This window comes from Haladaptatus sp. AB643, assembly GCF_024136975.1.
Lineage (GTDB): Archaea > Halobacteriota > Halobacteria > Halobacteriales > Haladaptataceae > Haladaptatus.
Window position 1 is genome coordinate 86,480 of sequence record NZ_JAMYJW010000002.1, and the last position, 25,736, is coordinate 112,215.

Below are 25,736 nucleotides of genomic sequence, written 5' to 3' on the forward strand. Positions count from 1 at the left end.
CTGGTTGTGTCATACGGTGAATGCGTTCTCGAGGTAGTTCCGTGCGACGAGGTAGATTATCGTCGGTGGGATTCCGATGATGAGCGTCTCGGCCATCAGTTTCCCCCAATACACCCGTTCACCCGAGCCACCGCCGATGGTCCCATACAGCACCGGGACGGCCGGAACCGGTCCGGTACCGGTCGTCAGCAGGTTCGCGAAGAGGAAGTCGTTCCAACCGGTGAGGAAGGCGAGGAAGCCGACGGCGACGATGCCGGGCGCGGCCAGCGGAAGGATGACCCGCAGGAACGCCGTGAACTGCGTACAGCCGTACACTTGGGCCGCTTCCTCGATGTCGTCCGGGAGTTTCTCGAAGAAGTCCCGAAGGATCCAAATCGCAAACGGGGTGACGAACACCTGATACGCCAGGATCATCCCGGGAATGGTGTTGTACAGTCCCAGGTCGTTCCAGAGGTCCATGATCGGGATGACGAGGAGGATGTACGGGAACATCATCGCCGAGATGATGGCGTAAAACCCCGCTTTCTTCCCGTAGAACTCCTTTCGAGCGAACGCGTATGCCCCCGGTATGGTGATGATCAACGCCAGTATCGCGGTCCCGGCACCGATGAGGAAACTGTTCAGAAGGTTCGTCTTGAGTTCGGTAAAGCCGTTCGTCCACGCCTTCAACGTCGGTGCGTGCGGGATGATGTGTGGCGCACCGAAGAACTCGTTCGGCGGCATGAACGACACCGAAACGATGAACAAGAGGGGGATCAGGTTCGACAACACCAGAAATCCGACCACGCCGTACGTGGTCGCTTTGACAGTGACACCGACGGTGTCGTAGCCTTCGGTGCTCATGCTCCCTCCTCGCTCGCTCGCTCGAACTCGCGGATGAACACGAACACGAAGCCGATGGTCAGGAGGAGCAGGACGATTCCGACCGCGTAGGCGACGCCCATCTGTCCCTGACCGTAGGCGAACCGATACAGTAGCACCGCGAGGATCGAGGTATCGTAGCCCGGTCCTCCGTTGGTGAGTTGGAGCACCTGCGAAATCTTCGTCATGTTCCAGATGAGCCTGATGCTCACCGCGACCAAAATCGCGCTTTTCAGTTGGGGAAGCGTCACGCGAAGGAACGTCTGATATCGGTTCGCGCCGTACATCTGTGCCGTTTCGTACATCTCCTCGGGGATGCTTTCGAGGTTTGCGGAGATGATGAGGAACATGAACGGCCAGAACGTCCAGGTCGTCACGAACATGACGACGCCGAGCGCCATATCCCCGTGGCTACCCCAGTAGACGGTCTTATCTAAGACGTGCCATTTCGTGAGAAAGCCGAAGACAGGCCCGAGGTCCGGTTCGAGCATGTACGCCCAGATGGTGCCCGTTATCAGTGGGGGGACGGTGTACGAGATGAGGAACGTCCCGGTTACGAACCCTTTCCCACGCCGAAGTTCACGAACCGCGAGCGCGGCCATCACGGCGACGACCAATTGCAACACGGTGGTGAGCGTGAACATCAAGGTCACCTTCAGCGACGTGTAAAACGGGTTCCATCCGAACAGGAACGTGTAGTTCTCGATGCCGGTCCACGTTGGTTCACCGCCGAACGGCCAGTTGTTGAAACTCATGTAGATTCCCTGCATGAACGGCATCCACATGAGCACGACGAGGAAGAGGAGAACCGGAAGTATCAGCAGATAGGAGAACCAGTCCTCCGATAACTGTTCGGTTCGATTTCTCACGTTGAATAGATTTCGCGTCGACATATCAGAGCTCTATTTGTTTGCGGATCTGTTTCGCGGTGCGGTCACAGGCTTGCTCGGGGGAGATTTTCCCGCGAACGGCCTCCTGGAAGAGCGGACCGGCGATGTTGTACTGGATGGCGTTCATCTTGGGATGGCTGGCCCACCCGTTCTCCATGCCGTCCACCGTCGTTTCCAGCGTGGAGATGAACTTGCTGTTCCCGATCGCTTCGTTGCTTTTCACGCCGTCCCAAACGTCCTTTCTGACGGGGAGTGTCGCCAACGAACTCGGGACTTGTTTCTGGAAATCCTTCGAGAGGAGCTTGTTTATCCAGGCGATAGCCGTATCCTCGTGTTTCTTCCAGACGCTCTTTTTCACGCCGTCCGGTTTACGCATGAGCGCGACACACTGTGTGAAGAAATCGCCCCTATTTCCGGCGTTCCCTTTCCACGACGGTGCGAACACGATTTTTCCCGACTTGAGCATATCTTCGGCACGGCTCCGAAAGAGCCCGAAGTCCTTCGTGCTACCCTGGTACATGCTCACGGAACCGGAGATGAGATTCTGGGCGACGGATTCGTTGGACGCCGTCGGGGCCTTGTCCGACGAGAGCCCGTGTTTCTGGTAGATATCCACGTACCGTCTGGTCGCTTTCTTCCACACGTCGTTGTCGTAGTTGACGTCCGACCAATCCTCGTTGAGGTACATACCGTCGTAGCCGCCATCGGATGCGGTCCACGTTATGAGCGCTTCGTCGGTGACGTCCCCCTGTGCGCCGTAAATCTGGAACCCGTAGTCTCCCGGACCCTTGTTCTGTAGTTGCTTAGCGATTCGAAGGAGGTCCTGATAATCCTTCGGCGGGAAGTCGTCCTCGATGGAGAGACCGGCCTTTTCGAAGTGGTCGGCCCGGGCGATGAACGGTGCGCCGACTTCGAGTCCGATCGGGACCTCGTAGAGGTCCGCGTCGAAGCCACGGTAGCAACTCTGGGCCATCTCGAAGGCCCATTTGGCGTTTTTCAGCGCGTCAGAGTCGAGTCGGTGTTTGTACTCGTCGACCGGTTTCACCCAGCCAGGGTCGATGAACTGTCCGTTGAGCGAGTTCGTCGAATCGTAGATGACCGGGCGGTTTCCGTTCTGCATGTTGTTCTTCCATTTGCCGCCGTTGATGTCGTCCCAACTCGCCCAGTTCATCTTCATCGTCGCGTCGTGTTGCTTCTCGAAGTCGTCGACCGACGACTCCATCAACTGCTTTGCGACCTCCGACTGGGAGTGAAAGTACTCCCAGTACTGGAAGTCCTTCCCGCTACCACCGGAACTGTTTCCGTCGGTGACGGCACTGATACAGCCGGAAAGCCCGGCGATTCCACCGATTCCTATCGTTTTGACAAACTGTCGTCTTGATGCCTCAGCCGACATGGTTTGCCACAAATGAACACGCAGGTATAAATCTTTGGTGTGAAATGAGAAATTATCTACTCGAAGAACAATGATGAACGATATGTCGTGGGTTCTGTAACATAAATCATTGAGAAAAACACTAATATACCGACCTTTGGCTGTTTAGATTACCGCCACGGGTGTCATACCCGACGGCGGAGAATACCCATGAATGACGAGACAGCAGACATCCTCGTACTGCGAAGTGACACACACGGACTGCCAGCGAAAGATTACGCCGATCTGCTTTCCCAACGCCTGCCGAATCACCGGGTTCATCTCGCCCGGACTTCGTCCGACGAGCGTGACCTCATCGAGCGAGCGGACGTCGTCTCCGGCGTCGATATCGACGAAAACCTCCTGGAGTACGCGGAAAACCTTCGGTTGTTCGCGGGCGTTGCGGCCGGCTACAACCACCTCCCGCTCGAAGCATTCTCCGAGATGGGCGTCACGGTGACGAACGCCTCAGGTATTCACGCGCCGAACATCGCGGAACAGGTCCTCGGCTACGTGCTTTCCTTCTCGCGCCGACTTCGAGAGGGATGGGAGCGCGAAAAGCGACACGAGTGGCGACATTTCCAAGCCGAGGAACTGAAAGACAGCACCGTCACCGTCGTCGGACTCGGCGCGATCGGAACGGCGATCGTCGATCGGTTCGCCGGATTCGATGTCCATACCATCGGGGTACGGTACACTCCTGAAAAAGGTGGTCCGACTGATGAGGTCATCGGGTTCGAACGGGAGGCGTTCCACGACGCCGTATCGAGGACGGATTATCTCCTGATCGCCGCACCGCTAAGTGACACGACCCGTGGACTCGTTTCGGAGGAGGAGTTCAAGACGTTACCACCAAACGCGAGGGTGGTCAACGTCGGTCGAGGACAGATAATCGACACTGATGCGTTGGTATCCGCGATTCAGAACAACCAGATCAACGGTGCGGCACTCGATGTCACGGATCCCGAACCGTTACCGGCGGACCATCCCCTCTGGCGATTCGAGAACGTCACGATCACTCCGCACAACGCGGGTCACAGTCCGAAGCACTGGGATCGGTTGGCGGAGATCGTAGCGAACAACGTGAATCGACTCGCCGAAACGAACGGGAGGGAGGAGTTAGAGAACGTCGTTCGATCCTAACTCGCTGTCGGCACCGTTCGGCGTGGCCTTTCAGTTGCCAACGATCAATTCTCCCGGGAAGAAGTGTCGGTCGCACCGATTCCCCTATTCCACGGTCGTGGAGGAATTACGTTTAAACCGAACTCTTGCGTGATGGTGGGTATGAACGAGAATCCGATGAACGACGACGCGACGAACGATACCGGGGCGGACACACTGGGGTCGGTCGAAAAGGCGTTTCTCATCCTGGAGCAATTGAAGACGGTCGAACGGGCCGGTGTTTCGGACCTATCAAGGGAACTATCCCTTCCGAAGAGTACGGTTCACATTTACCTCCAAACGTTCCGGAAGCTGGGTTTCGTCGTCCAGGAGAACAACGACTACACGCTCAGCTACCGGTTCCTGGAGTATGGTGGGCGGATCAGGAACCGTTCCAAGCTCTACCAAGTCGCGAAATTGGAAGTGGACCAGCTCGCGATGGACACGGGGGAAGTCGCAAATCTGGGCATCGAGGAGGATGGACAACGTATCTTACTTTACAAGGCAGGTGGGAGGGACGCTATTCACGACAACGCTCCGATCGGGGAGTATACGCACATGCACTGGACCGCGCTCGGAAAGGCGATGTTGGCGGAGTTTCCCCGATCTCGCGTTGAATCCATAATCGAGACGCACGGGCTTCCAAAAGCGAACGAACACACGATAACGGATAGAGACACGTTGTTTACCGAGTTGGAGCGAATCCGCGACCGAGGATACTCGGTTGAGGATCAAGAAAGACGACAGGGTGTCCTTACGATAGGGGCACCCATCATGGACAGGAGTTCGGACGAGGTCATCAGTGCGATTTCGGTTTCGGGTCCGAAAAGCCGTCTGGACGAATCCGAAATGTTCGAAGATCTCGTTAGCGCGGTTAAACAGGCGGCAAACGTTATCGAACTCCGATACACTCACTACTAGTTCCAACACGAGATGTCGAGAAATGGATTGATGTTAGTCTATTCAATAGTGTTGAACGTATTTTGCCTTGTGGAGGCCGAGATCGAAATGAACCAAATTGGAATTACAAACATATGCCTGTAATCCCGATCAAAAGATCATCATAGGCATCCGACTACTCTTCACGAAAGCGGTGATGAGATAAATGCTTTGAGACGCGTAGGAACGATGGAAGCGTAAATTAGCCCGTAGTAAAGATTCAATCGACCGCTCCTTCGGGTATGCTGTTCGAGCTAGATATTCAATAGTCTTGAACGCGTTTTAGAAACCTCCGGTTCCGATGAGGGACGCTTCTGTGATATCCTCACGTGCACAAATGCGTGTGTTGTCGTATACACCGATCGTGAAGTTTCTCGATAGAGTCCATCGTGGGTTTCCATTCCTTCCAGTATCACTAGTCACGATCAGTGTCTCAAGGAAATATTTCAACAGAGTGATCATGAAGTGTTTGAATAAAATAATGGATTTCGAATATATTCAGACTAACACTCCCGTCTCCACGGGACCGAGTTAATATTGTTATATTTATACAATACAATCTCGCTACCAGCTACCACCATTCTCCGTTATATCAATATGCTGGTGGTATTATATGGAATCCGTATTGGGGCTGGATGTGATATTTACCGCTATAAGAGAGCTTTTCGTTTTCTCATTTCTCGATCTTATACGACAAGGGAGTTCAAGACAACAAGTTTTTATCACCTATTGTATTGCAAATATTCTACAATATAATATGATGGTACAACGGTGATTCCTCTGTCACACGGGTATTCATAGTCTTTCCAAAATAGGTCGGTTTTTTGAGTAGTGGGTCCCGTGACCGGTAACGAGTTCGCGTACGATTCACTTCATTTGGTCTCCCTGAATCGCTGCTCGCTGCAAACCTCACTCGTACGGTTGGTTACTCCTCGAGTGGTTCGACGAGTTCCACGACGTGGCCATCCGGGTCTTCGATGAACGCCGTGCGCGCCCCCGCCGCGGGTTGATCCTGTGGTTCTTGGACGGTCCCGAAGTGATCGATTCGTTCGAACGCGTCGTCGACGCTCTCCACCGACAGCGCCAGGTGGTCCCAAGCGGTACCGGTCTCCACTTCATCCACCCCACTCGTATCCGAGAGCTGGATTTCGACACCATCGTCGTCGGTGACATACCGGTTTACGGTGTCGCCGCTCTCGAACGACCACGACTCCTTGAATCCGAGCTGTTCCGTGTAAAACTGGACTGACTCCTCGGCATCCGTCACGTTGAGACAGACGTGTATTATGCCCATGTGTTCCGCTACTTTCCCGGGATAATAAAGGTATTTCTCGGAGTCAATCAAATCGGAGAACCGCATGGCCAATGGAGACGGCCGATGGTCCGTCGGATTCTCGGAGGGGTCACCGGAAACGACGGTGAGTTTGATCGATGACTGGATCGAGAGCTTTCATTCGGCCACTCGTAACCGAATCGTCCTCAGTTGTCGTCGTGTCGGAACCTCGTTCGCTTCGCTACCGTCCACTCCCTCCAATAAAACGCCTCGACTGCGCCCCAGACTCCGATGACAAGCGCTGCGAGGATGAGGAGATTGAATTCTAGCGGACCGATCCAGGTTGGGAGAACCCATTGTGCGGTAGTGTAGACGTATGTGTATGTGGCATCGATTCTGTTCGCTAGGCTCTGACTATCCTGTCCGACTGCTTTCGTGCCGATGGTACCGTTTTTCCTGAGTTCGTTTATGGGTGGTCCCGACGGTTCGTCGCCGTACACCGGTCGTTCGATGTCGTACGGTTCGAACGGTATTTCGACTTTCCAGACGACGTCGCCACCTGGTGTCACTTCGAGGGCACGGTTGTTGTTGCTGTCGACGATGAGCGTGTTTCCGTTCGGAAGTCGATCCGCGTCCCGCGGCCAATCCAACCCCGTCCCATAGGACCAGGTCTGATTCCACCCACTCTTCGTCTTTTCGTACTCGACGACGCGGTTGTTCTCGCTATCCGCGACGAGAACTGTGACCGGATCCTGCGAGAGGAGAACCGGGTTGTGTTGTTCGTTGAGGATGTCGTAGTTGTCCTCCTCTCCCAAGGTCCAGCGAACGCGTTTCGACTTCCGGTCGATGAGCATGACACGGTCGAAGTTCCGTGGACTGACGAGAAACGCGGAACCGTTGTCGACCGCGTCGATGTCGTTCAAGTGGGTGTATCCACCGGGGCCGCCTCCCGCACTCGCGGGGAAGTGGTTGCGAAACCGATACTCCCACACGATCTCATCTTCGGAACGGTCGTACACGAAAACCCGGTTTTTGGCGCTCAAGTCGGCGATAGCGTATCGATCGTTTCCGAGGTAGTCGATATCGTGTGTTCCGGGAGGGATCTCGAACTTCTTGAGCACCGCCCCCGTGCGCCAGTTCATCTCGATGGCGTAAAATGTCACATCGGAAGAAAACGCGGATTTCTCCATACTCCCATCACGTGCGACAAAGAGTACGCGATTCGGTCCGAGAGGGTCCACATCCATATATCGGTCGTACTTGCTGTGTATCCAGATCGGTTTGTTCGTCGCCGTGTCGAACGCTACTAATCTCGCTTGTCCCGACGGAAACTCCTTCCCTTGGGCGGAAACGAACGTGACGTTCTCTATCGGAATATCGTTTGCTCGTTGAGTTGCATCCTCCGTGACCGCCAAATCCTTGTACACCAGTCCACTCGACACGACAGGTGCAAGAAGTACTACCACGATGATAAGCATCGAAACTCGAAACTTCTGTGTTGGCATCTATTGCCGATAACGGGCTCATTAGATATTAATCAACTTACAGTATTTCCCGGAAGTGACGACTATTCCTCCTCCACTTCTCTTTTCCACTCTTGTCAAAAATGGAGACGTCACAGGGATTAGCAAGACGAGATGGGACGTGGAAAATCGAGATTCGAACCGATATTCCGCTTCGTTTAGCTGGATACTTTCCCGCCAACGTTGATACCTCGATTTTCTTCATTTGGGGCGTTTATCTCGGAACTCGTCCTGCTGTTTCAGCGTCTCGTTCTGCAGAACTCCGGAGGGGATGACGGGACGATTTACCACGACACGCGATACTTGTCTTCGGTCCAACCGTACCGTTCGCTAAACGAGTAGACGTCGAGTACCATCGGTTGCTGTCTCCGTGACGAGTGGCTCGATAATTCGACTTCTCTACGAAAAGTGGATGTTCGTTCGTCTATCGTTGCTGTGGAAAGACGGGCACCGCTAAGAGAGGGATACTCCAGCCATATATTCAAAATATTTTATAAGCGTTGGGGTGTTTGTTTAGTAAAGCCGTGGAAACATACATATAAAAACTCAAAGATAACGAATTTGTGGACAATTTTTATATACAGAGTCGTAGTCGAACCAAGCGTTAAAATTTCAAAGATGACAAGTGGAAGTCGGAGGGTCGCTGAATTTTGCAAATAACGATATCGACAAGACCATCATAATATGACAGAATACATGAGCGAAACGGAATACCTGAGCGGGAAAACGTGCGTCATCACTGGTGCTTCACGCGGAATTGGAGCCGAAATCGCAATAGATCTCGGTTACCACGGTGCAAATGTCGTTGTGAACTACCGATCTTCTGAACGTGAAGCGCTTGATGTTACAGAGGAGATCGAAGCCGAAGGAAACAGTGCGATCGCCATACAGGCAGACGTAACCAACAGGGAGGAAGTCGACGAGATGGAAGAACGCGTCCGTGATACGTTTGGTCCTGCTGATGTGCTAGTGAATAATGCGGGAGTCACCGTGGATCGAACGTTCAAGAATATGACTCGTGAAGATTGGGATCACGTCGTCAATGTTAATCTCGGCGGCGTTTTCAATTGCACGAAAGCCTTCTACGATGATATCAAGGAATCGCCACAAGGGCGGCTCATCAACATTTCTAGCGTCGTTGGGCAACAGGGAAACTACGGCCAGGCAAACTACGCAACCACGAAAAGCGGAATATTTGGATTTACCCGCACACTTGCGCTCGAATTAGCAAACTCGGGATCGACTGTGAACTGTGTAGCACCAGGTTTCACGAAGACGGACATGCTCGCAGATGTCGACGAGGAAATACAGGACAAGATCCGCAACCGAATTCCACTCAATCGGTTTGCAGAAGTTGAAGACGTCTCCGGCGTTGTTCGGTTCCTGGCGAGCAAGGAGTCATCGTACATGACCGGCCAAATCCTCGGTATCAACGGCGGCATGGAGTGGTAGACGGACGGCAACTTATCACAATTTCGCGATAAGACACCGACATGACCATTTCTTTTTCGCATTTCTATTTCATACAAGTGAAATATACGCAATAATAGTGCCCTCATCCTCAAGTGTACCCACCAATTGAAGTGCAATCGAGATGATAGAGAATACAGCGATGTACGAAAGCATACTCGTGCCCACTGATGGAAGCAAAGGAGCAAAACGGGGAGTGGAACACGCGATCGATCTGTCCGAGAAATACGATTCGAAGCTTCACATACTATTTGTCGTCGATGAAGGTGTCTATGGAGAGACACCAGCCATGAGTAGTGAAGAACTGTTTCTCGAACAAATCGAAACGAACGGGAACGAGTTACTCGAACAGGTCGCTTCGAACGCCAATAAGAGGGATTTGGAAACGACAGCCGAATGTCTCAGAGGAGTTCCGCATCAGGAAATCGTAAAGTATGCGAATGGGAACGATATCGACTTGATCGTGATGGGAAAACACGGTATTTCAGCACACGGATCTCCCCACGTTGGAAGCACCACAGAACGAGTGATCAGATCCTCGGGAGTTCCTGTTTTCACCGTTTGAGTCTGCAATCCGATGAACCTTCAATCGACTTTCCGAAATGAGGTTACTCGGATGCCTCTATTTGAGTCGCCTCATCGACCCACTTACGCACGGTTGCTTCCGAAACATCGGTTTCTTCTGCAAGGCGATTTACATCGGCGTTAGCGAGCTTCGTCAGGCTGTCGATACCGGCATTGTTCAATCGTTCGGCATATGCTGAACCGATTCCGGGAACGTCCTCGAGATCAGCCCGAGTTACTGACCGCTCCGCATACCACTCACTGACTTCGGGCCACAGTTTTGTATGCGAGCTAGATGAAACGGACAGGCCGATATGTCCTGTTGGGAATTCGATGATAGAGGTATCCTCACTCGCGATTACAGTATTGAACGGCTTGCTGGCTTCTGGAGGGATCAGATGATCATACTCCCCGACGATCTGAAGAACAGGCATATCGATGTTGCCCAAATCGATATGCTCATCTCCCAGATACAGTTCGTTCTTCGCCAATTTGTTATCCTGATAGATGTCTTCTATGAATTGGCAATACGTTTCCCCAGCGACATCGATCCCATCGCCGATCCACTTTTCCATTCGGGCGAAATTCTCGACCATCTCGTCGTTTTCGATGTTATCGAACAAACGAACGTACTTCGTGACGAAGTTATCCACGGGATCCATGAGCGCAAATCCGACATCGAGGAAGTCCGAAGGGACGTTCCCAACCGTCTCCGTGATTGCCTCCGGAGAATAATACTCTTCGTCCCCCCACTGTTCGAGAACACCCCCTTCTCCATCGAAGCACAGTCCAGCAGCCATCAATCCAAGATTTCTAACTTTTTCCGGATGCAAGGACGCATACATCGCGCTCATCGTCCCACCCATGCAGTAGCCAAGAACATTGATCGCATCCTCACCGGAACGTTCGCGAACGACATCGACGCAATTGTCGATGTATCGGTCCACATAGTCGTGAAGTGTGAGGTGTGCATCAAGTTTCGACGGCTCGCCCCAATCGATCAGATACACATCGAATCCCTCGTCGAGCAGCGTTTTGACCACGCTACGATCCGGTTGTAGGTCTAGAATGTACGGTCTGTTGATCAACGCATAAACGATGAGGATGGGAACGTCGTGTTGCTCGTCCGTCGTTGGTTCGTAGTGATTAAGGGTGAGTTTGTTCTCGGAGTACACCTCCTCACACGGGGTCTGACCGACTTCGACATCCATCATCCGTTCGGTCTGCTCCGGGAGAGCGGTGCCACGTTCCATGATGTCGGCTGCTTGTTCCCACTGTTGCCGCTGCATGTCGGCGATGAGTGTAAAGGGGTTCATTCACTCTCAATCTCTTCGAGGATTCGATCCAATTTCTGTTCTATTTCGTGCTGACGGCGTTCCACTTCGAGTAAGCGCTCACCGACCTCTTGAATATCGCCTTCCGTCGGAAGGCCAAAGGTACTGAGTGTCTGTTCAGTGGCTTCGTCGACAGTCTGTTTGTATGCCATCGAGTTCTCGACGGATTCGCCAGTCATCGAGGAAAATGCCGATGTAGTTGTCACTTCCTTGAATGCATCGTTGGCCGCCTTCAGCCATATATCACGAAACTCATCGATTGGGACCTCTTCGCCCTCGAGTGCGTCGTTTATTCGCTCGAATTGTTTTTGAGCGGCATTCATCCACGCTTCATACGCACCAACGTACCCTCTCATTCCGTCCTTTGTTATTTCGTCCGATTCCTGGCTCTCGAATGCGTTCATCCAAGAATCGACGAAGGCGGTTTGCGCTTCGACGTTCTGTTCGAGTGATTCGAGGAACGCTTCGTTCATCTCTCCCATATACTCGTTCCAATTCTCAGATGGATTCGCCATGGATTATTATTATGATGTGGGGTGGCAAAAACGTTGTTACGGGGTTATTCGATCTCAACGTCAGTCGCATCGACGACGGTCTCGGACTGTTCTTCGAACTGTTCGCTTGTCTTCATAGCCATCTCAACGGAGTCATTAACGAACGAAAGGAATGTTTCGTTCATGTCCTCTGAGACTTCCGTACCGGTCTCTATATTACGTTCAACCGACTCCCAGATTTCGGTGTGAATGTCGCTCAACACATCGAACTGGTCATCGATCGTTTCTTGCATATCGGTGAACGCCGTCGAGTCCGTTGGTGTCGTCGAATCGGCTACGTTGAGGGACGTCTCGGTGGCCGATTTCCAGGCATCAACACCTTTCTCTTGAGCCGATTTTTGACTCTCAACCGCCTTGACGAAGGATTTGTTCACTTCATTCTGGACTTCGATAGATTGTTCGATCATCTTCTGACCTTGTTCTATCGACTGACGCTGCAGTTCGAACATCGGGGCGAATGGGTTGTTATTCATGGGTTTCCTCCGATTGATTTTTCATGGGGATGACGATCGTTTGGACGATGTCTCCTTCAGCGATATCGAGCGCTTCTCTTTCGGCATCCGGGATACTGATTCGCCCGCCACTCTGAACGCGAGTTTTGAAAATCGCGGTTTCGCTCCCGAGCGATCTGATCTTCGAGAGCTCATCATCCCTCGCGCCAGCGTTTCCAGATACCATCTGCTTCCACATCTCTACCTGCTGCTCTGCCACGTCCTCACTCGCCTGTTGCAGTTGGTCTGCGAACAGTGCGGGTGGCCACATGGTTCGGTCGTCCTGATTCGCCATCTTCGACCGGCAGTACGAGGTCCTACTGTAAAAATCTACCCCTGAAAGACACTCAGTGGTGAGTTGAACCATTGAATGGTATCGAGTGGGTTTTACGTGGCTGTTCACATTCTGATTTCTCCACTCTATCGAACAGTCGAGTTGAAAACGCCGAAATTACTATTAATATGCTCCACCACGTACTCTTTAGTTCGGATAGTAACTTATCATGAGCAAAAACGAATCCTCGCTCAACCCCACTCGAAGTATCACCAAATCATGGCTGGAAGCTTCCGGGCACGTGTTAAATAGTTTCGTCGAGGTAAATCGGGCTTCACTCGCTGCCTTTGGCTTCTCAACCGGAGAAAACAGTGCTGATGACGAACCTAACCTTAGCGAACAACCCACTTGGTCTTTTGAGCGCTCTGTCGAAGAGCCGGACGCCATCTCCATCGGAGATACCGTCGAGTTTACCAAGACCCTCACTGACACGGATATCGGTGCATTTGCACAAGCTAGTGGGGACACGAACCCGCTCCACTTGGACGATGAATTTGCGATGCAGACCCGGTTTGGTGGACGAATCGTCCATGGAACCCTTGTTTCGGGATTGATCAGCGCGGCATTGGCACGTCTACCGGGTCTAACGATTTATCTCTCGCAAGACCTTGAGTTCCTCAGGCCAGTCGAACCCGGTGAAACATTAACAGCAGTGGTCGAGGTGATCGATATTCTCGACGACAACCGATATGCACTTTCGACGTTCGTCTACAACGAAGACGACCAGGAGATTATCAAGGGGAAATCGACGGTTCTCATCGATGATATTCCGGACACCGAACAGGAATCAAAGTGAGACAGGCCATTAGCGCAAACCTACGGCTTGCTGTTGGAGAACATCAATAAATGGGTCACCGCCGCTAGTAACTCATACCGTTGTCCTCCTGTCAAAGGAAGATAATCGAACTCGGTCAGAAATTACGGAATTCAACGAATGGAAACTAAAAGCTTGACGACGAACTATACGGAACGCGGCACGGGCTCTCCACTCGTATTCATCCATGGTGGTTGGTTGAGCGAAAAGATGTGGAGAAACCAAATCGAACGATTTGAGGACGAATATCGCGTTATTACGTACGATATTCGTGGGCATGGACAGACAGGTAGCTCATCCAAATCAGCCTATTCGATCGATCTTTTCACCGAGGATCTCCGACGCCTGCTCACCGATCTTTCCGTCGAAATGCCCGTTCTTTGTGGACTCTCACTTGGTGGTATGATTGCACAAAGGTATGCAAGCCGATATCCGAACGATGTTTCGGGAATTATTCTTGCGAATACAGTTCAATCGTTCCCACCGCTCCCGCTAACACACACCCAAAAAGAATTGCTGTTTCCGAAGATACAGCGGCACCTTATGTTGTATGGACTGGGACCACAATTGTACTTTAAACTTTCATTTCCATTCTTCCAACTTTTAGAGGGGCACCAGTGGATATCACTCGAACAAGATACTCGGAACTACGTGCTACGAGACGTTGATCGAATACACGCCGACGAATTCGTGAAGATTTTTGATGCGATGTACAATTGTGATTTGCGAAACAATGTTCAGATAACGAACCCGACGCTCGTGATCACTAGCGATCACGAGCATTATGCAGTCCGCAAGCAAAACGTCCAAATCACGAAAAATATACGAAACAGTTCCCATGTAGAGATCCCCGACGCGGGACATTTAGTGAATATGGATAATTCCAGAGAGTTCAATTCCGAGGTCGACGATTTTATTTCTGGATTGTGATCAACCAATATAGCTACAGATCGACTACTTCTTGCAAGCGAGAGATAGACATGTCAAAATTTTTGGGAAGCCGAAGGGCAACCGAAGCAGGAACAATTATTGTGTCCCCTTTCGAGAATTCTCCGTTTCGAGACGGTTGAGACAGTCATGAACCGTATGGATCGTCTTACTATCACGATGTGGATAGAGATCCCGTAGTTCGTCATCCTGATAAACTGCAAGGCACGTAAACGGGAGCGATATGACTGAATAACACTCGTCCGAAATGCTCGAATCGATGTCCCGATGGGAAAAGAAGCCGTCCATGGACGCGCTGTTTTCAGCGAGCCATTGTTCGAACTCGGTCACATGGTTAATGACTGACTCATGATAGTCAGTTCCCTCAAGCGGACCGTTCAACCGAATCTCTCTCCCCCAAACATGGACGTCCACGCTCGCGATGTTTCCTTTTCGTTCGAGCGTCCTGAGCCGATCGATAACTGCTTGTTTTTGTTGCTCTACTCCATGTGAGGGATTTACTCGGACGAACAGTTCTACATGCATATCTTGTGTAATATCGGAACCCATCGGCGACTCACTCCCATTGTTAGCGGGTAGCAAAGCTACATTGAATTTGGTCTAAAGTCTTTTTACCAATAATGTGTCATTGATGGTGCGAACTGGAACACGCACTCACCGTCTCCTACTTCCCGTTGTGCGTGAACGCGGTGAGGTGACCCTCCAATTACTGGCACTCGGTTTGGACATTTCACCCCTCGCTGCAGAGATCATTTTCCAGGTCCACCGTCCCGTCGCTCCGTTTCGATCGACTACCGTAACCCGGTATGTGGAGTGAAAATTGTGAGCCGTCGAAAGCAGACGATAGGACCGACATCTGCTTGGCGTGGACGACAGGTGAACGTCCTGAGCGTAGTTTTTGCAAGCCAATACGACGCAACTTCATGTGGTGTGTTATCATATTTAACCGTTGCTATCAGACAGCACCTGTTCGAACGAATGGAATAACACGGTCGGTGACAGGCGATCAGTTACGGGTTGTTTTTCGACGATTAGAAACGAGATCTCATTCCGCCAGCACGGCTTTCGTACGCTCCCGCCGAAGACAGACACCCTGCCACCCGCTTCGACGCCAACGCAAAGTACGGTGCTGTCGTACTGACCGACGATGTACTCGAACACCGCTCCAACACTGTGTGAGGACATCGGCGACGTCCGAATTGCAACGACATCGACTTCCCAACGACGATTCCCCAGCGTCGACCGCGTGATCGTCCATGACTGACTACGGTGCTGTGCTCCGGGAGCGCCTCGATCGCGACGGGTTGCTAGTCTGCCCTGGAGTCCACGATCCACTCACCGCCGCCGTCGCGGATGCTGTCGGCTTCGACGCCATCTACATGACCGGGTATGGAACCTCGTTATCGAAAACCGGCTATCCCGACGCTGGTTTCATCACGATGCCGGAGATGATCAGCAACGCGGCGAACATTCAGGAGCGTATCGACGTTCCACTCGTGGCCGATGCCGACAACGGCTACGGAAACGCGACGAACGTCGTTCGGACCGTTCGGGAGTACATCAAAGCTGGCGTCGGTGCGATCCACCTCGAAGACCAGACGTTCCCGAAACGTTGTGGCCACACGAAAGGGAGACGAGTCATCCCGCGTGAGGAGGCCGTCGGGAAGATAGCGGCCGCGGCCGACGTTCGAGACGACCGCGCGCCGGACTTCGTTCTCATCGCCCGAACTGACGCCCGAGGAACCGGTGATGGGTCGCTCGACGAAGCAGTCGTTCGCGCAAACGAGTTCCTCGAAGCCGGTGCCGACGTCGCATTCATCGAGGGACCCACCGACGAATCGGAACTCGAATACATCGGCCGGGAAGTCGACGGCCCCCTCGTCTACAATTTCGTCGGCGAGACCGGCACCTCGCCGTACGTCGACCTGTCGTCGCTCGAATCGTGGGGATTCGACATCGTGTTGTTCCCCATCGCCGCGACGTTATCGACCATCGCGAACGTCTACTCCGATTTCAGCGACTTCGCCGACGACCCCGTCGCAGCGATGCGACGCATCGATGAGAACTTCGACGCCCAGCCTGTCGGTAGTTTTCACGAATTCGCCGGATTTCCGGAGGTGATCGAGTGGGAGCGGCAGTATCTTCCCGACGAGGAGCAGAACAAGTACGAGGGTTCGCTCGGCGACGATCTCGAATCCGACTAGATCCGGCCCTCGGAGCGGTCAGCGGCGTCCAAAATCGGGTAGCAGGGAATCGAAATCTATGTGTCGGGAAACGATCGCTGATGAGCTAGGACTCGTCCGCATCGCGGAGGGACGCTTCCCACTCACGGACCGTCTGTGTACAATCGCCCGTGAGTTCCGCGGGGTTTCCGATCGCGGTGCAGTGTGGTGGAATCGAATTCAGTACCACGGCCCCCGCGCCGATGTTCGCTTCCTTCCCGATCGTGATGGGGCCGAGCACGGTTGCACCCGTCCCGATCGTGACACCGTCCTCGACGGTCGGATGACGCTTTTCTCGTTCCATCGAATCACCGCCGAGCGTCACCCCGTGATAGAGCATGACGTCGTCACCGATTTCCGCCGTTTCACCGATTACCACGCCAGCCCCGTGATCGATGAAGAACCGACGACCGATCGAGGCACCCGGGTGAATTTCGATGCCCGTGAGAAATCTGGAGAGATGGGAAATCAACCGCGCGATGATGAAGTGGTCCGCGGACCACACGGCGTGTGCGATGCGGTGCAGCCAGATCGCATGGAGACCGGGATACGCAAGCGCGACCTCGAGCGGGTGCCGTGCCGCAGGGTCCTTGCGCATCGCGGTTTGAACGTCCTCTTTGAGCCTGTCGATCATGGCGTTACATGGTATTGGCTCCGGATCACAAAAAGACCTCCATCCTGGGATTTTCCCATGCCTCCTTTCCGGAATTTGTCCACGACTCGATCGCACGGAACATACCCGTGAGAACGAACTTGGGGTGACGAACTCCGAAAACCGGAGAACCCTGATAGGGAGCCGAACGTTGATACTCGCGGCACGAGAGCCGAAGGCATGGCGAGAGCGAACGTATTCGAAGCGGTAGAACGCGAACGGGAGCGACTGCGAGCGATGGCCCAGCGTATTTGGGAGACGCCGGAACTCGGTCTCCACGAGGAGAAATCCGCGCAGGTTCTCATCGACCGATTGGAGGAAGAAGGGTTCGACATCGAGGAGGGACTCGGTGAGATGCCGACGGCGTTCCGGGCCTCGTACGGAAGCGGCGACCCGACGATCGGTATCCTCGGTGAGTACGACGCGCTGCCGGACCTCTCACAGAAGGTGAAGGCGGAACACGACCCCGTCGAACCCGGTGGGCCGGGACACGGTTGTGGTCACAACCTCTTCGGGGTCGCCGGTGTCGGCGGGGCCATCGGGGTGAAGCGTGCCATCGAACGCGGTGACGTCGACGGGACGATCGAATTCTACGGTTGTCCGGCGGAGGAGACGCTCGTGGGCAAAGTCTTCATGGCCCGCGATGGTGCGTTCGATCACCTCGACGCCGCGATAACCTGGCATCCATCGACTCTCAGTACGCCGACGCTCGACCGGTCGCTCGCGATGGACTCGATTCGGTTCACGTTCGAAGGGGTCTCGGCTCACGCCGCCGCGTCGCCGGAATCCGGCCGGAGTGCGCTCGATGCCGTCGAACTCTTCAACACCGGCGTGGAGTACATGCGGGAACACGTCTCGGAGAAGGCCCGTATTCACTACGTCATCACGAACGGCGGCGAGGCTCCCAACGTCGTGCCCGCGGAGGCGACCGTTTGGTACTACGTCCGCGCCCCGACGAGGGCCGAAGTCGAGCGCATCAGCGACTGGATGACCGAGATCGCCGACGGCGCGGCGATGATGACACAAACGGAGGTGGATCGCCAGTACGTCACCGGTTGTTGGGATTACCTCCCCAATCGCACGGTGAGCGACGTCATCTGGGAAACGATGCGGGAACTCGGAGAGGTCGGATACTCCGACGAAGACCGAGCGTTTGCAGCGGATCTCAAGGGAACCGTTCCCGACGAGCAAGTCGAAGGGAGTCTGGAAGACGTCCCCGAGGAGTACGCGGACGAGATACGCGATGCGAACATCTACGATGTCCCGGTGCCGCCACACGCGGAGGGGAACGTCGGCGGGGGTTCGACCGACGTCGGTGACGTGAGTTGGATTACCCCGACCGGCCAATTCCGCGCCGCAACGTGGGCGGTCGGGACGCCGGGGCATACGTGGCAGGCGACGGCGGCTAACGGCGATTTCGGGAAGAAAGGAGCCGTCTATGCCGCGAAGGTTCTCGGCGGAACCGCGTACGAACTCCTCGAAAACCCGGACATCGTAGCGGAGGCCACCGAGGAGTTCCACGAGGTAACCGGCGAGCGGGGCTACGAAACGCCGCTCCCGTCGGGGACCGAACCGCCGTTCGATATCACCTCGCCGTGATCGAACTCGAATAGCGTCGTGAGAACGAATTTGTGACTACCGTGGGTTATATTTTGTTTGGATTCTATAACCCACATGATTACCGAATGACCACGAACGACGACCGAATTCGTACGACGCACATCGGGAGCCTCCCTCGACCGCCGGAACTGCTCGACCTCCTCAAGAAACGCCAAGAGGGCGAGGACGTCGACGCTGACGAGTGGGACGCGACCGTCGCGGACGCCACGCGCGACATCGTCGAACGGCAGGCCGAGGTCGGTATCGACATCGCCAACAACGGCGAGCAGTCCCGTGTCTCGTTCAACTGGTACGTCGCGGACCGACTCAGCGGTATCGAGGGCAAGCGTGAGCAGGAACTCTGGGCGGACCTGCAGGAGTTCCCCGAGTACGCGGACGAGACGTTCAAGACGGACGTCATCGACCTCTCGATGCAACCCGTCGTCACCGGTCCCATCGAGTACACGGGCCAGGACGAGGCGGAGGCCGAACTCGCAGGGTTCCGCGACGCGCTGGCGGCCACCGACGCCGATTTCGAGGGGACGTTCGTGACCTCCGCGTCGCCCAGTATCGTCACCGCCACGCACGTCAACGACTACTACGACTCCTACGAGGAGTTCCTCTTCGCCGCCGCGGACGCGATGGCCGAGGAGTACGAACTCGTCGCCGAGACCGGAATGACCCTCCAAATCGACGCCCCCGAACTCCTCACCGTCGGTCAGACGTCGGCGTACGCGGGCGAGTCCCTCGAAGATATCAAGGGGGCCACGCGCCTCCACGTCGAGGCGCTCAACGACGCGCTGTCGAACGTCCCCGAAGAGCAGGTCCGACTCCACACCTGTTGGGGGAGCTACGAGGGACCCCACCACCTCGATATGGATCTGGCCGAGATGCTACCGGAAATCTACGAGGCCGACATCACCGGACTCAGCATCGAGCAGGCCAACCCCCGCCACCAACACGAGTACCGTGCGTTCGCCGAACACCCGGTACCCGACGGTTGGACGCTGATCCCCGGTGTCGTCGACGTGAAGACGAACATCATCGACCACCCCGAAACGATCGCGGACCGCCTCGAACGGGTCGTCGACGCGGTCGACGATTCGACGCCGCTGATCGCCGCGCCTGACTGCGGTTTCGGCACGCAGGCCGGACTCGGAATGGTCTCCCCCGAGATCGCGTGGGAGAAGCTAGGGGCGCTCGTCGAAGGTGCCGAGATCGCGACCGAACGCATCCACTGATTCGACGGTGATTTAATAAGCACATTCCCTTCAACGAAGGCGGTAACGCGCGAAGAAATGGGCGTCTATTCATTAGTTGTCGGGTCGAGACAGTACGTATGGACGAAACGGAGGGGGCGGTTTACGAGCGTGTTTTGGTGCCGACCGACGGGAGCAGAGCGGCGAAACGCGCAACGGAACAAGCAATGGAACTCGTGAAGGATAGCGGTGGAACCGTCCACGCGCTCTACGTGATGGACATGGGGGACGCGGGGTTCGTCGCGATCCCGAGCGATATCAAGGAGACCCGAAAGCGACTGGAGAAGAAGGGACACAAATTCGTAAACGAAGTAAAAGAGCAAGCCAAAGAAAGCGGCGTCGACTGTGTTACCGTCGTAAAATCCGGAATCCCGGAGGACGAGGTAGTCGAATACGTCCACGAAAACGACATCGATCTGGTCGTGATGGGACGGCGGGGGCGGTCGGACCCCGACAAACCCCTCATCGGTTCGACGACGAAGCGCGTCCTCGGCCTTTCCGACGTCCCCGTTCACGTGGTCTGATGGTCAGGGCGATTTCAGCGCGTGTGTATCCGTAACCGGATCCGATTTCGAAGTGGGTAGCCAAATGGCGATGTCGACACGACCACGGGATTCGTCGCGTCACACCAGTGGGAAGTCCGATACCGAACGAGACGGACGGAACGAGATTTCAGATAAGCGGCAGATACCTACATTTTTAATCATGGTCTCGAAGTAGTATGGTATGGCCATCCACGACACTCCGAAAAACCCCTCCAGTTGTGTAACGTTACCTGGCATAGTGCCGTTCGATCTATCCCATCTGACTCGGTTGAGTTGGGAGTTGGGGTCACGGTCCGTCGGAGATTCCGAGTCGACACTCCACAGTGAATGGGGACACGAGAACCACTGGAAACTGTCCATCTTCCGATCGACGAGTGAGACCTCGATCATCCGCGTTACTACTCCCGTCGGCAGGGAGCAATTCTACGGCGCTGCTCAAATGGACTTGAGTGCGGCAGTTCCAAAACTTCATTCTGCACCGCGCTGGCAAAAGACGGAATAATCGGCTAGTCGGTCACTGGCGGTGGCGAGCGTACGACGTTCTAATCGATCCTATTGATACCAGTCCATGCTTCGAGGACGTGGCAGGCTTTCCTCCCCACCCGTGAAGAAATTCTCGGCGACGTCTCAGAGCCCCGATTTGAGGATGAGGTTCTTGCCGAGGATGAGATCCAAAGTGAGTGGGACGACCACGGTGATGAGCATCAGCACCGTGGCCATCGCGTTGATCATCGGCGTGATGCTGGTGCGGACCATCGTGTAAATCTCGATGGGCGCGGTCGAGGTCGACGGTTGGACCCAGAACTGGGTCGCCGTGAACTCGCCGAAGCTGATGACGAACGCGAGGAGCATCCCAGCGGCGAGCCCCGGCGTGATGAGCGGGAGGGTCACCTCGAAGAACGTCTCCAGTTCGTTCGCCCCGAGCGTCATCGCCGCCTCCTCGACCTCCTGGTCGAACCCGTAGAGTTGGGCTCGGACGGTGACGAAGATATAGGGCAACACGAGCGTCGTGTGGCCCGCGATGAGGAACAGGTAGTTCTTCTGGAACCCCATCTTCGTGAGGAAGGCCGTCAGCGCCACGCCGATGACGACCGGACTGATTATCATCGGCAGGAACAGCACGCTCGACAGGATGTCCTTCTTGGGGAACGACCGCCGGACGAATCCGAGGGCGGTTATGGTGCCGACGATGCCCGCACACACCGACGCGCCGAGCGCGACGATGAAACTGTTCCTGAGTGCCGTGAGCATCCGGTCACTGTTGAGGAACGCCTGGTACCATTTGAGGCTGAACCCCTCCGGCGGGAACGTCGGGAACTTCGACGGTTGGAACGAGATGATCACGACCGCGAGGAGCGGGAACAGGAGGAACAGGTACACTAACCCGGTCGTCCCCTTGATCGCGCTCCATCCGAGTTCGTCGCGGGTCCTCATTCGGCACCACCTCCGATCACGTCGTCGAGGCCAACGAACCGGTTGAACACACTGATGAGGGTGAACAACACGAGCAGGTAGACGACGCCCATGGCGCTCGCCAGCGGCCAATCGAAGTTCTGGCCAAACGTCGTCTCGATGAGGTTGGCGACCATCGTGTTCGACGGGGAACCCAGCAGCGCCGGTGCCATATAACTCCCGACCGAGAGGATGAACACGAGAATCACGCCCGCGCTGATACCCGGCAGCGTCAGCGGGAGCGTCACCTCGTAGAACGTCCGTAGAGGCGTCGCACCCATCGTCTTCGCGCTCTCGATGAGCGAGTCGTCTATCTCGTTGACGCTGTTATAGATCGGGAGAATCATGAACGGCAGCAACGCCTGCGTGAGTCCCGAGATGACGGCGAGGTCCGAGTAGAGGAACCCACCGCTCTCGATGCCGACCCACCCGAGCATCGACACGAGGAGTCCCTTGTTCCCGAGGACGAGGATCCATGCGTAGTACCGGATGATGAGCGGAACCCAGAAGGGAAGGACGACGAGGAGGAGGAACGCCGCCTTCCATTTCGAGACGGTCCGGCCGAGGAAGTACGCGGGAACGTATCCGAGGGCGAGCGCGCCCAGCGTGACGAACAAGCCGTACTTCAGGGACTGCCGGAGGATGGTTAGATACAGGTTGTCGAACGTCAGCGTGGCGATATCGACGTTCTGGGTCAGGATGTACTCGTAGTTGCTCAGCGAGAACTGCTGGATGATGACGCCACCTGCGCCGCGCTGCCAGAAGGACAGCGTCACGATATACAGAAGCGGGGCGAAGAGGAACAGAACCATCCAGCCGAGGCCGAGGCCCGCCTGCACGCTGGCGAGGATGCTCTCGCGGTTTTTGATTCGTTCGAACGGGCCGGTGACGGGCCCGGATCGAAGTATCGCGGTCCTGATCTTGAACGGCCACTCGCGGAGGCCGTCCGTCTCGACGGAGGCCGATTGAACGCCGTTTCCGAATGACTCTTGCTCGCTACTCATGCGGGTTCTCCCTCGGATTTGCTGTCCACGAGGAGGAGTTCCTCCGCCGGAATCGTGATGAACACCTCGTCACCGGACTCGTACTCTTCGACGCCGGTGAAGCCGTGTTCGGCGACGGTTATCTCCTCGCCGGTCGAGAGCGTACAGAAGAACAGCGTCTTCTCGCCCAGATAACTCATCGTCGTCACCGTCGCCGACAGTTCGTTCGTGGCCCCGGTCGAGACCTTCGAGATGCTGAGTTTCTCCGCCCGGAGGAAGGCCAGCGCTGGCGCGTTCGGCGGGAGGGTTTTCTCGGTCGATTCGAGCGTCAAGCCGGAGTCGGTCCGGAGTGCGACGTTGTCGTCTCCGTCGGTGATCGTCCCTGCGAGTTTGGTCGATTGGCCGATGAACTCGCCGACGAACTCGGACTGCGGGTTCTCGTAGATGTCGAGCGGACTGCCCTGTTGGGACAGTTCGCCGCTGTCGAGGACGATGACCCGATCGGACAGCGAGAACGCCTCCATCTGGTCGTGGGTGACGTAGATGGTCGTGATGCCGATCTCCTCTTGGATGCGTTCCAGTTCGATGCGCATCTTCTGTCGAAGGACGCGGTCGAGCGCCGAGAGTGGCTCGTCCATCAAGAGGACGTTCGGCTCGAACACGAGCGCCCGCGCGAGGGCGACGCGCTGTTGTTGGCCGCCGGAGAGTTCGGTCGGCGACCGGTCCATCATACCCGGCAGTCTGACCATTTCGAGTGCCTCTTCGACGCGGGTTCGACGTTCTTCCTTGCCGACGCCGCGCATCTTCAGCGGGAACCCGACGTTCTCGCCGACGGTCTTGTGCGGAAAGAGCGCGTAGTGCTGGAACACCATGCCGATGTCGCGCTCGTAGGGGGGTTGTTCGGTCACCACCTCACCGCCGATTTCGATGGTTCCCGACGTCGGCGTTTCGAGTCCGGCTATCATTCGGAGCGTCGTCGTCTTGCCGCACCCTGACGGACCGAGGAGAGAGACGAACTCACCGCGTTCGGCTTCGAAACTGACGTCGTCGACTGCATGCACGTCACCAAACCACTTCGTGACACCGGAAATTTGTACGTAGCTCATGTTGTATCGGGGGTAATCGTGTATTTGAATATAAACAACTGTCTGAGATCTCTCAGTAGTTCCCAAGTTTGATCTGTTCGAACGTCTGGGACCAGTCTTGTTGGTGTTCGTTCTTGAACTCCATATCCTGGAATTTCAGACCCTCACCGCCGGACGAGTCGAAATCAGGAAGCGACTTGATGTCACTCGAAGTTACTTTCGTCGCTGGCGGATAGCCGATTTCGGGCGCGAGGTTCTTGATGACGTCGTCGCGGTAGGCGAACTCGATGAACTTCTCGGCGGTGTACCGGTTCTTCGAGCCCTTGGCAATCGCGAACGTGTCGGTCCAGCCCATGGCACCTTCCTTGGGGATGGCGTACTTCAGGTTCTCGTAGCCCTCTCCCTGAAGCGAGAGGATACGACCGCCCCACGCCTCGCCGACGTAGGCCGTTTCGTTGGAGAACAGCGAGGTCAGTTCCTGCCCGCTCGTCCAGTACTTCTTGACGAGGTCGTGCTGTTCGGCCATCGCATCGTAAACCTTCTTCACGCCCTCCTTGTAGGATCCGGCGTCACCGACCATCTTGTTCGGGTCCATACCGAGTTTGAGTGCAGTCGTGAACACGCGGACGTACGGAACGCCTTCCATGGCGACTTTGCCCTTGTATTTCTGGTCGAAGGTCATGTCCCACGAAACGCCGTTGGAGTCGTCGACCTGGTCGGTGTTGTAGGCCATTCCGATGGTACCGTAGTACAGCGGCGCGGTGTGGACTTTCTCTCCGGGGTCGACGATGAAGTCCTTGAACACCGGCATGAGGTTCGACCACGTCTCGATGTTGTCGAGACGAAGCGGTTCGACGAGGTCCTGCTTCGCCGCCGCGTAGGAGGTCGATGTCGAAGGCATGATGATGTCGTAGGCACCCTCGGAGCTTGACCGGACGTTGGCCAGCATCTTGTCCTGGCCGCCGAAGCTCGACTGCTTGACCGTGACGTCGTACTCCTTTTCGAACGGTTTGATGACGTGCTTGTTGAGCGCCTCCTGGGTCGATCCACCCCACGAGTAGAACTTCAGCGTATCGGTCATCTCGTTACTGCCGGATTTCGTGGTCGTTCCATCGTTCCCCGTACATCCTGCCAGGGCCGAAGAACCGATCGCCGCCGTCGTCCCAGTGGCCTTGAGGAACGAACGACGGTTGAGTTTCTCTATCATACTATATCGAGCCATCCCATCGCTACTACTTAAAATTTTTGGGCCTGGATGGGCGCAGTAGAATATTAGGTTCATAATTTCGTCCAAATTCTAAAATTGGCCATCCAGTAATGGAGTGTGTTGAATCGAGTGTTGCTCAAAAATCGCTTGCAGAACCCAACT

The 25,736-nt window shown here is 55.2% G+C and carries 24 protein-coding genes and 1 pseudogene; 11 read left to right on the forward strand and 14 right to left on the reverse strand.

From position 1 onward, the window contains the following. Positions 1 to 9 precede the first annotated feature (9 nt). From NKF25_RS05285 to NKF25_RS05295, 3 genes are read right to left on the reverse strand one after another with little or no spacing between them, the layout of a single operon-like run. A complete protein-coding gene (locus NKF25_RS05285; protein WP_253225659.1) occupies positions 10 to 843 on the reverse strand; it encodes a carbohydrate ABC transporter permease in 834 nt (277 codons plus the stop codon). Further along, entirely contained in the window at positions 840 to 1,730 is an 891-nt protein-coding gene (locus tag NKF25_RS05290; protein ID WP_253225660.1) for an ABC transporter permease subunit, read from the reverse strand. The genes NKF25_RS05285 and NKF25_RS05290 overlap by 4 nt, the downstream gene beginning before the upstream one ends. A gap of 25 nt (positions 1,731 to 1,755) precedes the next feature. Continuing rightward, the gene (locus NKF25_RS05295) at positions 1,756 to 3,147 is read right to left on the reverse strand and encodes an ABC transporter substrate-binding protein (RefSeq protein ID WP_253225661.1); all 1,392 of its coding nucleotides are present in this window, start codon (positions 3,145 to 3,147) and stop codon (positions 1,756 to 1,758) included. Between the two features lie 189 nt (positions 3,148 to 3,336). On the opposite strand from NKF25_RS05295, the gene NKF25_RS05300 reads away from it, so the two are divergent. Both NKF25_RS05300 and NKF25_RS05305 read left to right on the forward strand, forming a co-directional pair. Continuing rightward, positions 3,337 to 4,308, forward strand: a complete 972-nt coding sequence (locus NKF25_RS05300) for a D-2-hydroxyacid dehydrogenase (RefSeq protein ID WP_253225662.1) — start codon at positions 3,337 to 3,339, stop codon at positions 4,306 to 4,308. 141 nt (positions 4,309 to 4,449) lie between these two features. Beyond that, positions 4,450 to 5,247, forward strand: coding sequence for an IclR family transcriptional regulator (locus tag NKF25_RS05305; protein WP_253225663.1), 798 nt, complete (start codon positions 4,450 to 4,452; stop codon positions 5,245 to 5,247). A 943-nt stretch (positions 5,248 to 6,190) separates the two neighbouring features. Here NKF25_RS05305 and NKF25_RS05310 read toward each other — a convergent pair. Together NKF25_RS05310 and NKF25_RS05315 are read right to left on the reverse strand one after the other, a co-directional pair. Beyond that, positions 6,191 to 6,559 (reverse strand): VOC family protein, encoded by a 369-nt coding sequence (locus tag NKF25_RS05310; RefSeq protein WP_253225664.1) that lies wholly within the window; start codon positions 6,557 to 6,559, stop codon positions 6,191 to 6,193. A 185-nt stretch (positions 6,560 to 6,744) separates the two neighbouring features. Then, complete coding sequence (locus tag NKF25_RS05315) at positions 6,745 to 8,004, reverse strand: aryl-sulfate sulfotransferase (protein ID WP_253225665.1); 1,260 nt, start codon at positions 8,002 to 8,004, stop codon at positions 6,745 to 6,747. A 753-nt stretch (positions 8,005 to 8,757) separates the two neighbouring features. Here NKF25_RS05315 and NKF25_RS05320 point away from each other — a divergent pair. Together NKF25_RS05320 and NKF25_RS05325 are read left to right on the forward strand one after the other, a co-directional pair. After that, on the forward strand, positions 8,758 to 9,513 hold the full coding sequence (locus NKF25_RS05320) for a beta-ketoacyl-ACP reductase (RefSeq protein WP_253225666.1): 756 nt from the start codon (positions 8,758 to 8,760) through the stop codon (positions 9,511 to 9,513). Positions 9,514 to 9,655: 142 nt separating this feature from the next. After that, positions 9,656 to 10,096: a universal stress protein gene (locus NKF25_RS05325; protein ID WP_253225667.1), complete on the forward strand. Its 441-nt coding sequence runs from the start codon at positions 9,656 to 9,658 to the stop codon at positions 10,094 to 10,096. A 43-nt stretch (positions 10,097 to 10,139) separates the two neighbouring features. On the opposite strand, the gene phaC is transcribed toward NKF25_RS05325, so the two are convergent. Genes phaC through NKF25_RS05345 form a run of 4 tightly spaced genes read right to left on the reverse strand, consistent with a single transcriptional unit; the run spans position 10,140 to position 12,769 of the window. Further along, positions 10,140 to 11,384 (reverse strand): class III poly(R)-hydroxyalkanoic acid synthase subunit PhaC, encoded by a 1,245-nt coding sequence (gene phaC, locus NKF25_RS05330; protein ID WP_253225983.1) that lies wholly within the window; start codon positions 11,382 to 11,384, stop codon positions 10,140 to 10,142. A gap of 23 nt (positions 11,385 to 11,407) precedes the next feature. After that, positions 11,408 to 11,944, reverse strand: a complete 537-nt coding sequence (locus NKF25_RS05335) for a poly(R)-hydroxyalkanoic acid synthase subunit PhaE (protein WP_253225668.1) — start codon at positions 11,942 to 11,944, stop codon at positions 11,408 to 11,410. Between the two features lie 44 nt (positions 11,945 to 11,988). Beyond that, positions 11,989 to 12,456, reverse strand: a complete 468-nt coding sequence (locus NKF25_RS05340) for a hypothetical protein (protein WP_253225669.1) — start codon at positions 12,454 to 12,456, stop codon at positions 11,989 to 11,991. Next, complete coding sequence (locus NKF25_RS05345; RefSeq protein WP_253225670.1) at positions 12,449 to 12,769, reverse strand: AbrB/MazE/SpoVT family DNA-binding domain-containing protein; 321 nt, start codon at positions 12,767 to 12,769, stop codon at positions 12,449 to 12,451. Before NKF25_RS05345 ends, NKF25_RS05340 begins: the two co-directional genes overlap by 8 nt. Before the next feature lie 280 nt (positions 12,770 to 13,049). On the opposite strand from NKF25_RS05345, the gene NKF25_RS05350 reads away from it, so the two are divergent. The 4 genes and pseudogenes from NKF25_RS05350 to NKF25_RS05360 all read left to right on the forward strand — a co-directional run bounded on the left by NKF25_RS05350 (position 13,050) and on the right by NKF25_RS05360 (position 16,774). After that, positions 13,050 to 13,604: a MaoC/PaaZ C-terminal domain-containing protein gene (locus NKF25_RS05350; RefSeq protein ID WP_253225984.1), complete on the forward strand. Its 555-nt coding sequence runs from the start codon at positions 13,050 to 13,052 to the stop codon at positions 13,602 to 13,604. 138 nt (positions 13,605 to 13,742) lie between these two features. Beyond that, the gene (locus NKF25_RS05355; protein WP_253225671.1) at positions 13,743 to 14,552 is read left to right on the forward strand and encodes an alpha/beta hydrolase; all 810 of its coding nucleotides are present in this window, start codon (positions 13,743 to 13,745) and stop codon (positions 14,550 to 14,552) included. A 691-nt stretch (positions 14,553 to 15,243) separates the two neighbouring features. After that, positions 15,244 to 15,345: pseudogene (locus NKF25_RS24425) on the forward strand (ArsR family transcriptional regulator); the annotation flags it as partial. 481 nt (positions 15,346 to 15,826) lie between these two features. Next, positions 15,827 to 16,774, forward strand: coding sequence for an isocitrate lyase/PEP mutase family protein (locus NKF25_RS05360; RefSeq protein ID WP_253225672.1), 948 nt, complete (start codon positions 15,827 to 15,829; stop codon positions 16,772 to 16,774). Between the two features lie 85 nt (positions 16,775 to 16,859). Here NKF25_RS05360 and epsC read toward each other — a convergent pair whose 3' ends face one another. Then, positions 16,860 to 17,426 (reverse strand): serine O-acetyltransferase EpsC, encoded by a 567-nt coding sequence (gene epsC / locus NKF25_RS05365; RefSeq protein ID WP_253225673.1) that lies wholly within the window; start codon positions 17,424 to 17,426, stop codon positions 16,860 to 16,862. Between the two features lie 198 nt (positions 17,427 to 17,624). Here epsC and NKF25_RS05370 point away from each other — a divergent pair, with 198 nt between their 5' ends. The 3 genes from NKF25_RS05370 to NKF25_RS05380 all read left to right on the forward strand — a co-directional run bounded on the left by NKF25_RS05370 (position 17,625) and on the right by NKF25_RS05380 (position 20,826). Then, entirely contained in the window at positions 17,625 to 19,043 is a 1,419-nt protein-coding gene (locus NKF25_RS05370; protein WP_253225674.1) for an amidohydrolase, read from the forward strand. Between the two features lie 86 nt (positions 19,044 to 19,129). After that, a complete protein-coding gene (locus NKF25_RS05375) occupies positions 19,130 to 20,284 on the forward strand; it encodes a cobalamin-independent methionine synthase II family protein (protein WP_253225675.1) in 1,155 nt (384 codons plus the stop codon). Positions 20,285 to 20,382: 98 nt separating this feature from the next. Then, the gene (locus NKF25_RS05380; protein WP_253225676.1) at positions 20,383 to 20,826 is read left to right on the forward strand and encodes a universal stress protein; all 444 of its coding nucleotides are present in this window, start codon (positions 20,383 to 20,385) and stop codon (positions 20,824 to 20,826) included. 648 nt (positions 20,827 to 21,474) lie between these two features. Here the strand turns inward: NKF25_RS05380 and NKF25_RS05385 are convergent. From NKF25_RS05385 to NKF25_RS05400, 4 genes are read right to left on the reverse strand one after another with little or no spacing between them, the layout of a single operon-like run. Then, positions 21,475 to 22,281 (reverse strand): ABC transporter permease, encoded by an 807-nt coding sequence (locus NKF25_RS05385; RefSeq protein ID WP_253225677.1) that lies wholly within the window; start codon positions 22,279 to 22,281, stop codon positions 21,475 to 21,477. Continuing rightward, positions 22,278 to 23,303: an ABC transporter permease gene (locus NKF25_RS05390; RefSeq protein WP_253225678.1), complete on the reverse strand. Its 1,026-nt coding sequence runs from the start codon at positions 23,301 to 23,303 to the stop codon at positions 22,278 to 22,280. The genes NKF25_RS05385 and NKF25_RS05390 overlap by 4 nt, the downstream gene beginning before the upstream one ends. After that, a complete protein-coding gene (locus NKF25_RS05395; protein WP_253225679.1) occupies positions 23,300 to 24,388 on the reverse strand; it encodes an ABC transporter ATP-binding protein in 1,089 nt (362 codons plus the stop codon). Before NKF25_RS05395 ends, NKF25_RS05390 begins: the two co-directional genes overlap by 4 nt. Positions 24,389 to 24,440: 52 nt before the next feature. Next, positions 24,441 to 25,574: a PotD/PotF family extracellular solute-binding protein gene (locus NKF25_RS05400; protein ID WP_253225680.1), complete on the reverse strand. Its 1,134-nt coding sequence runs from the start codon at positions 25,572 to 25,574 to the stop codon at positions 24,441 to 24,443. Between the last annotated feature and the right edge of the window lie 162 nt (positions 25,575 to 25,736).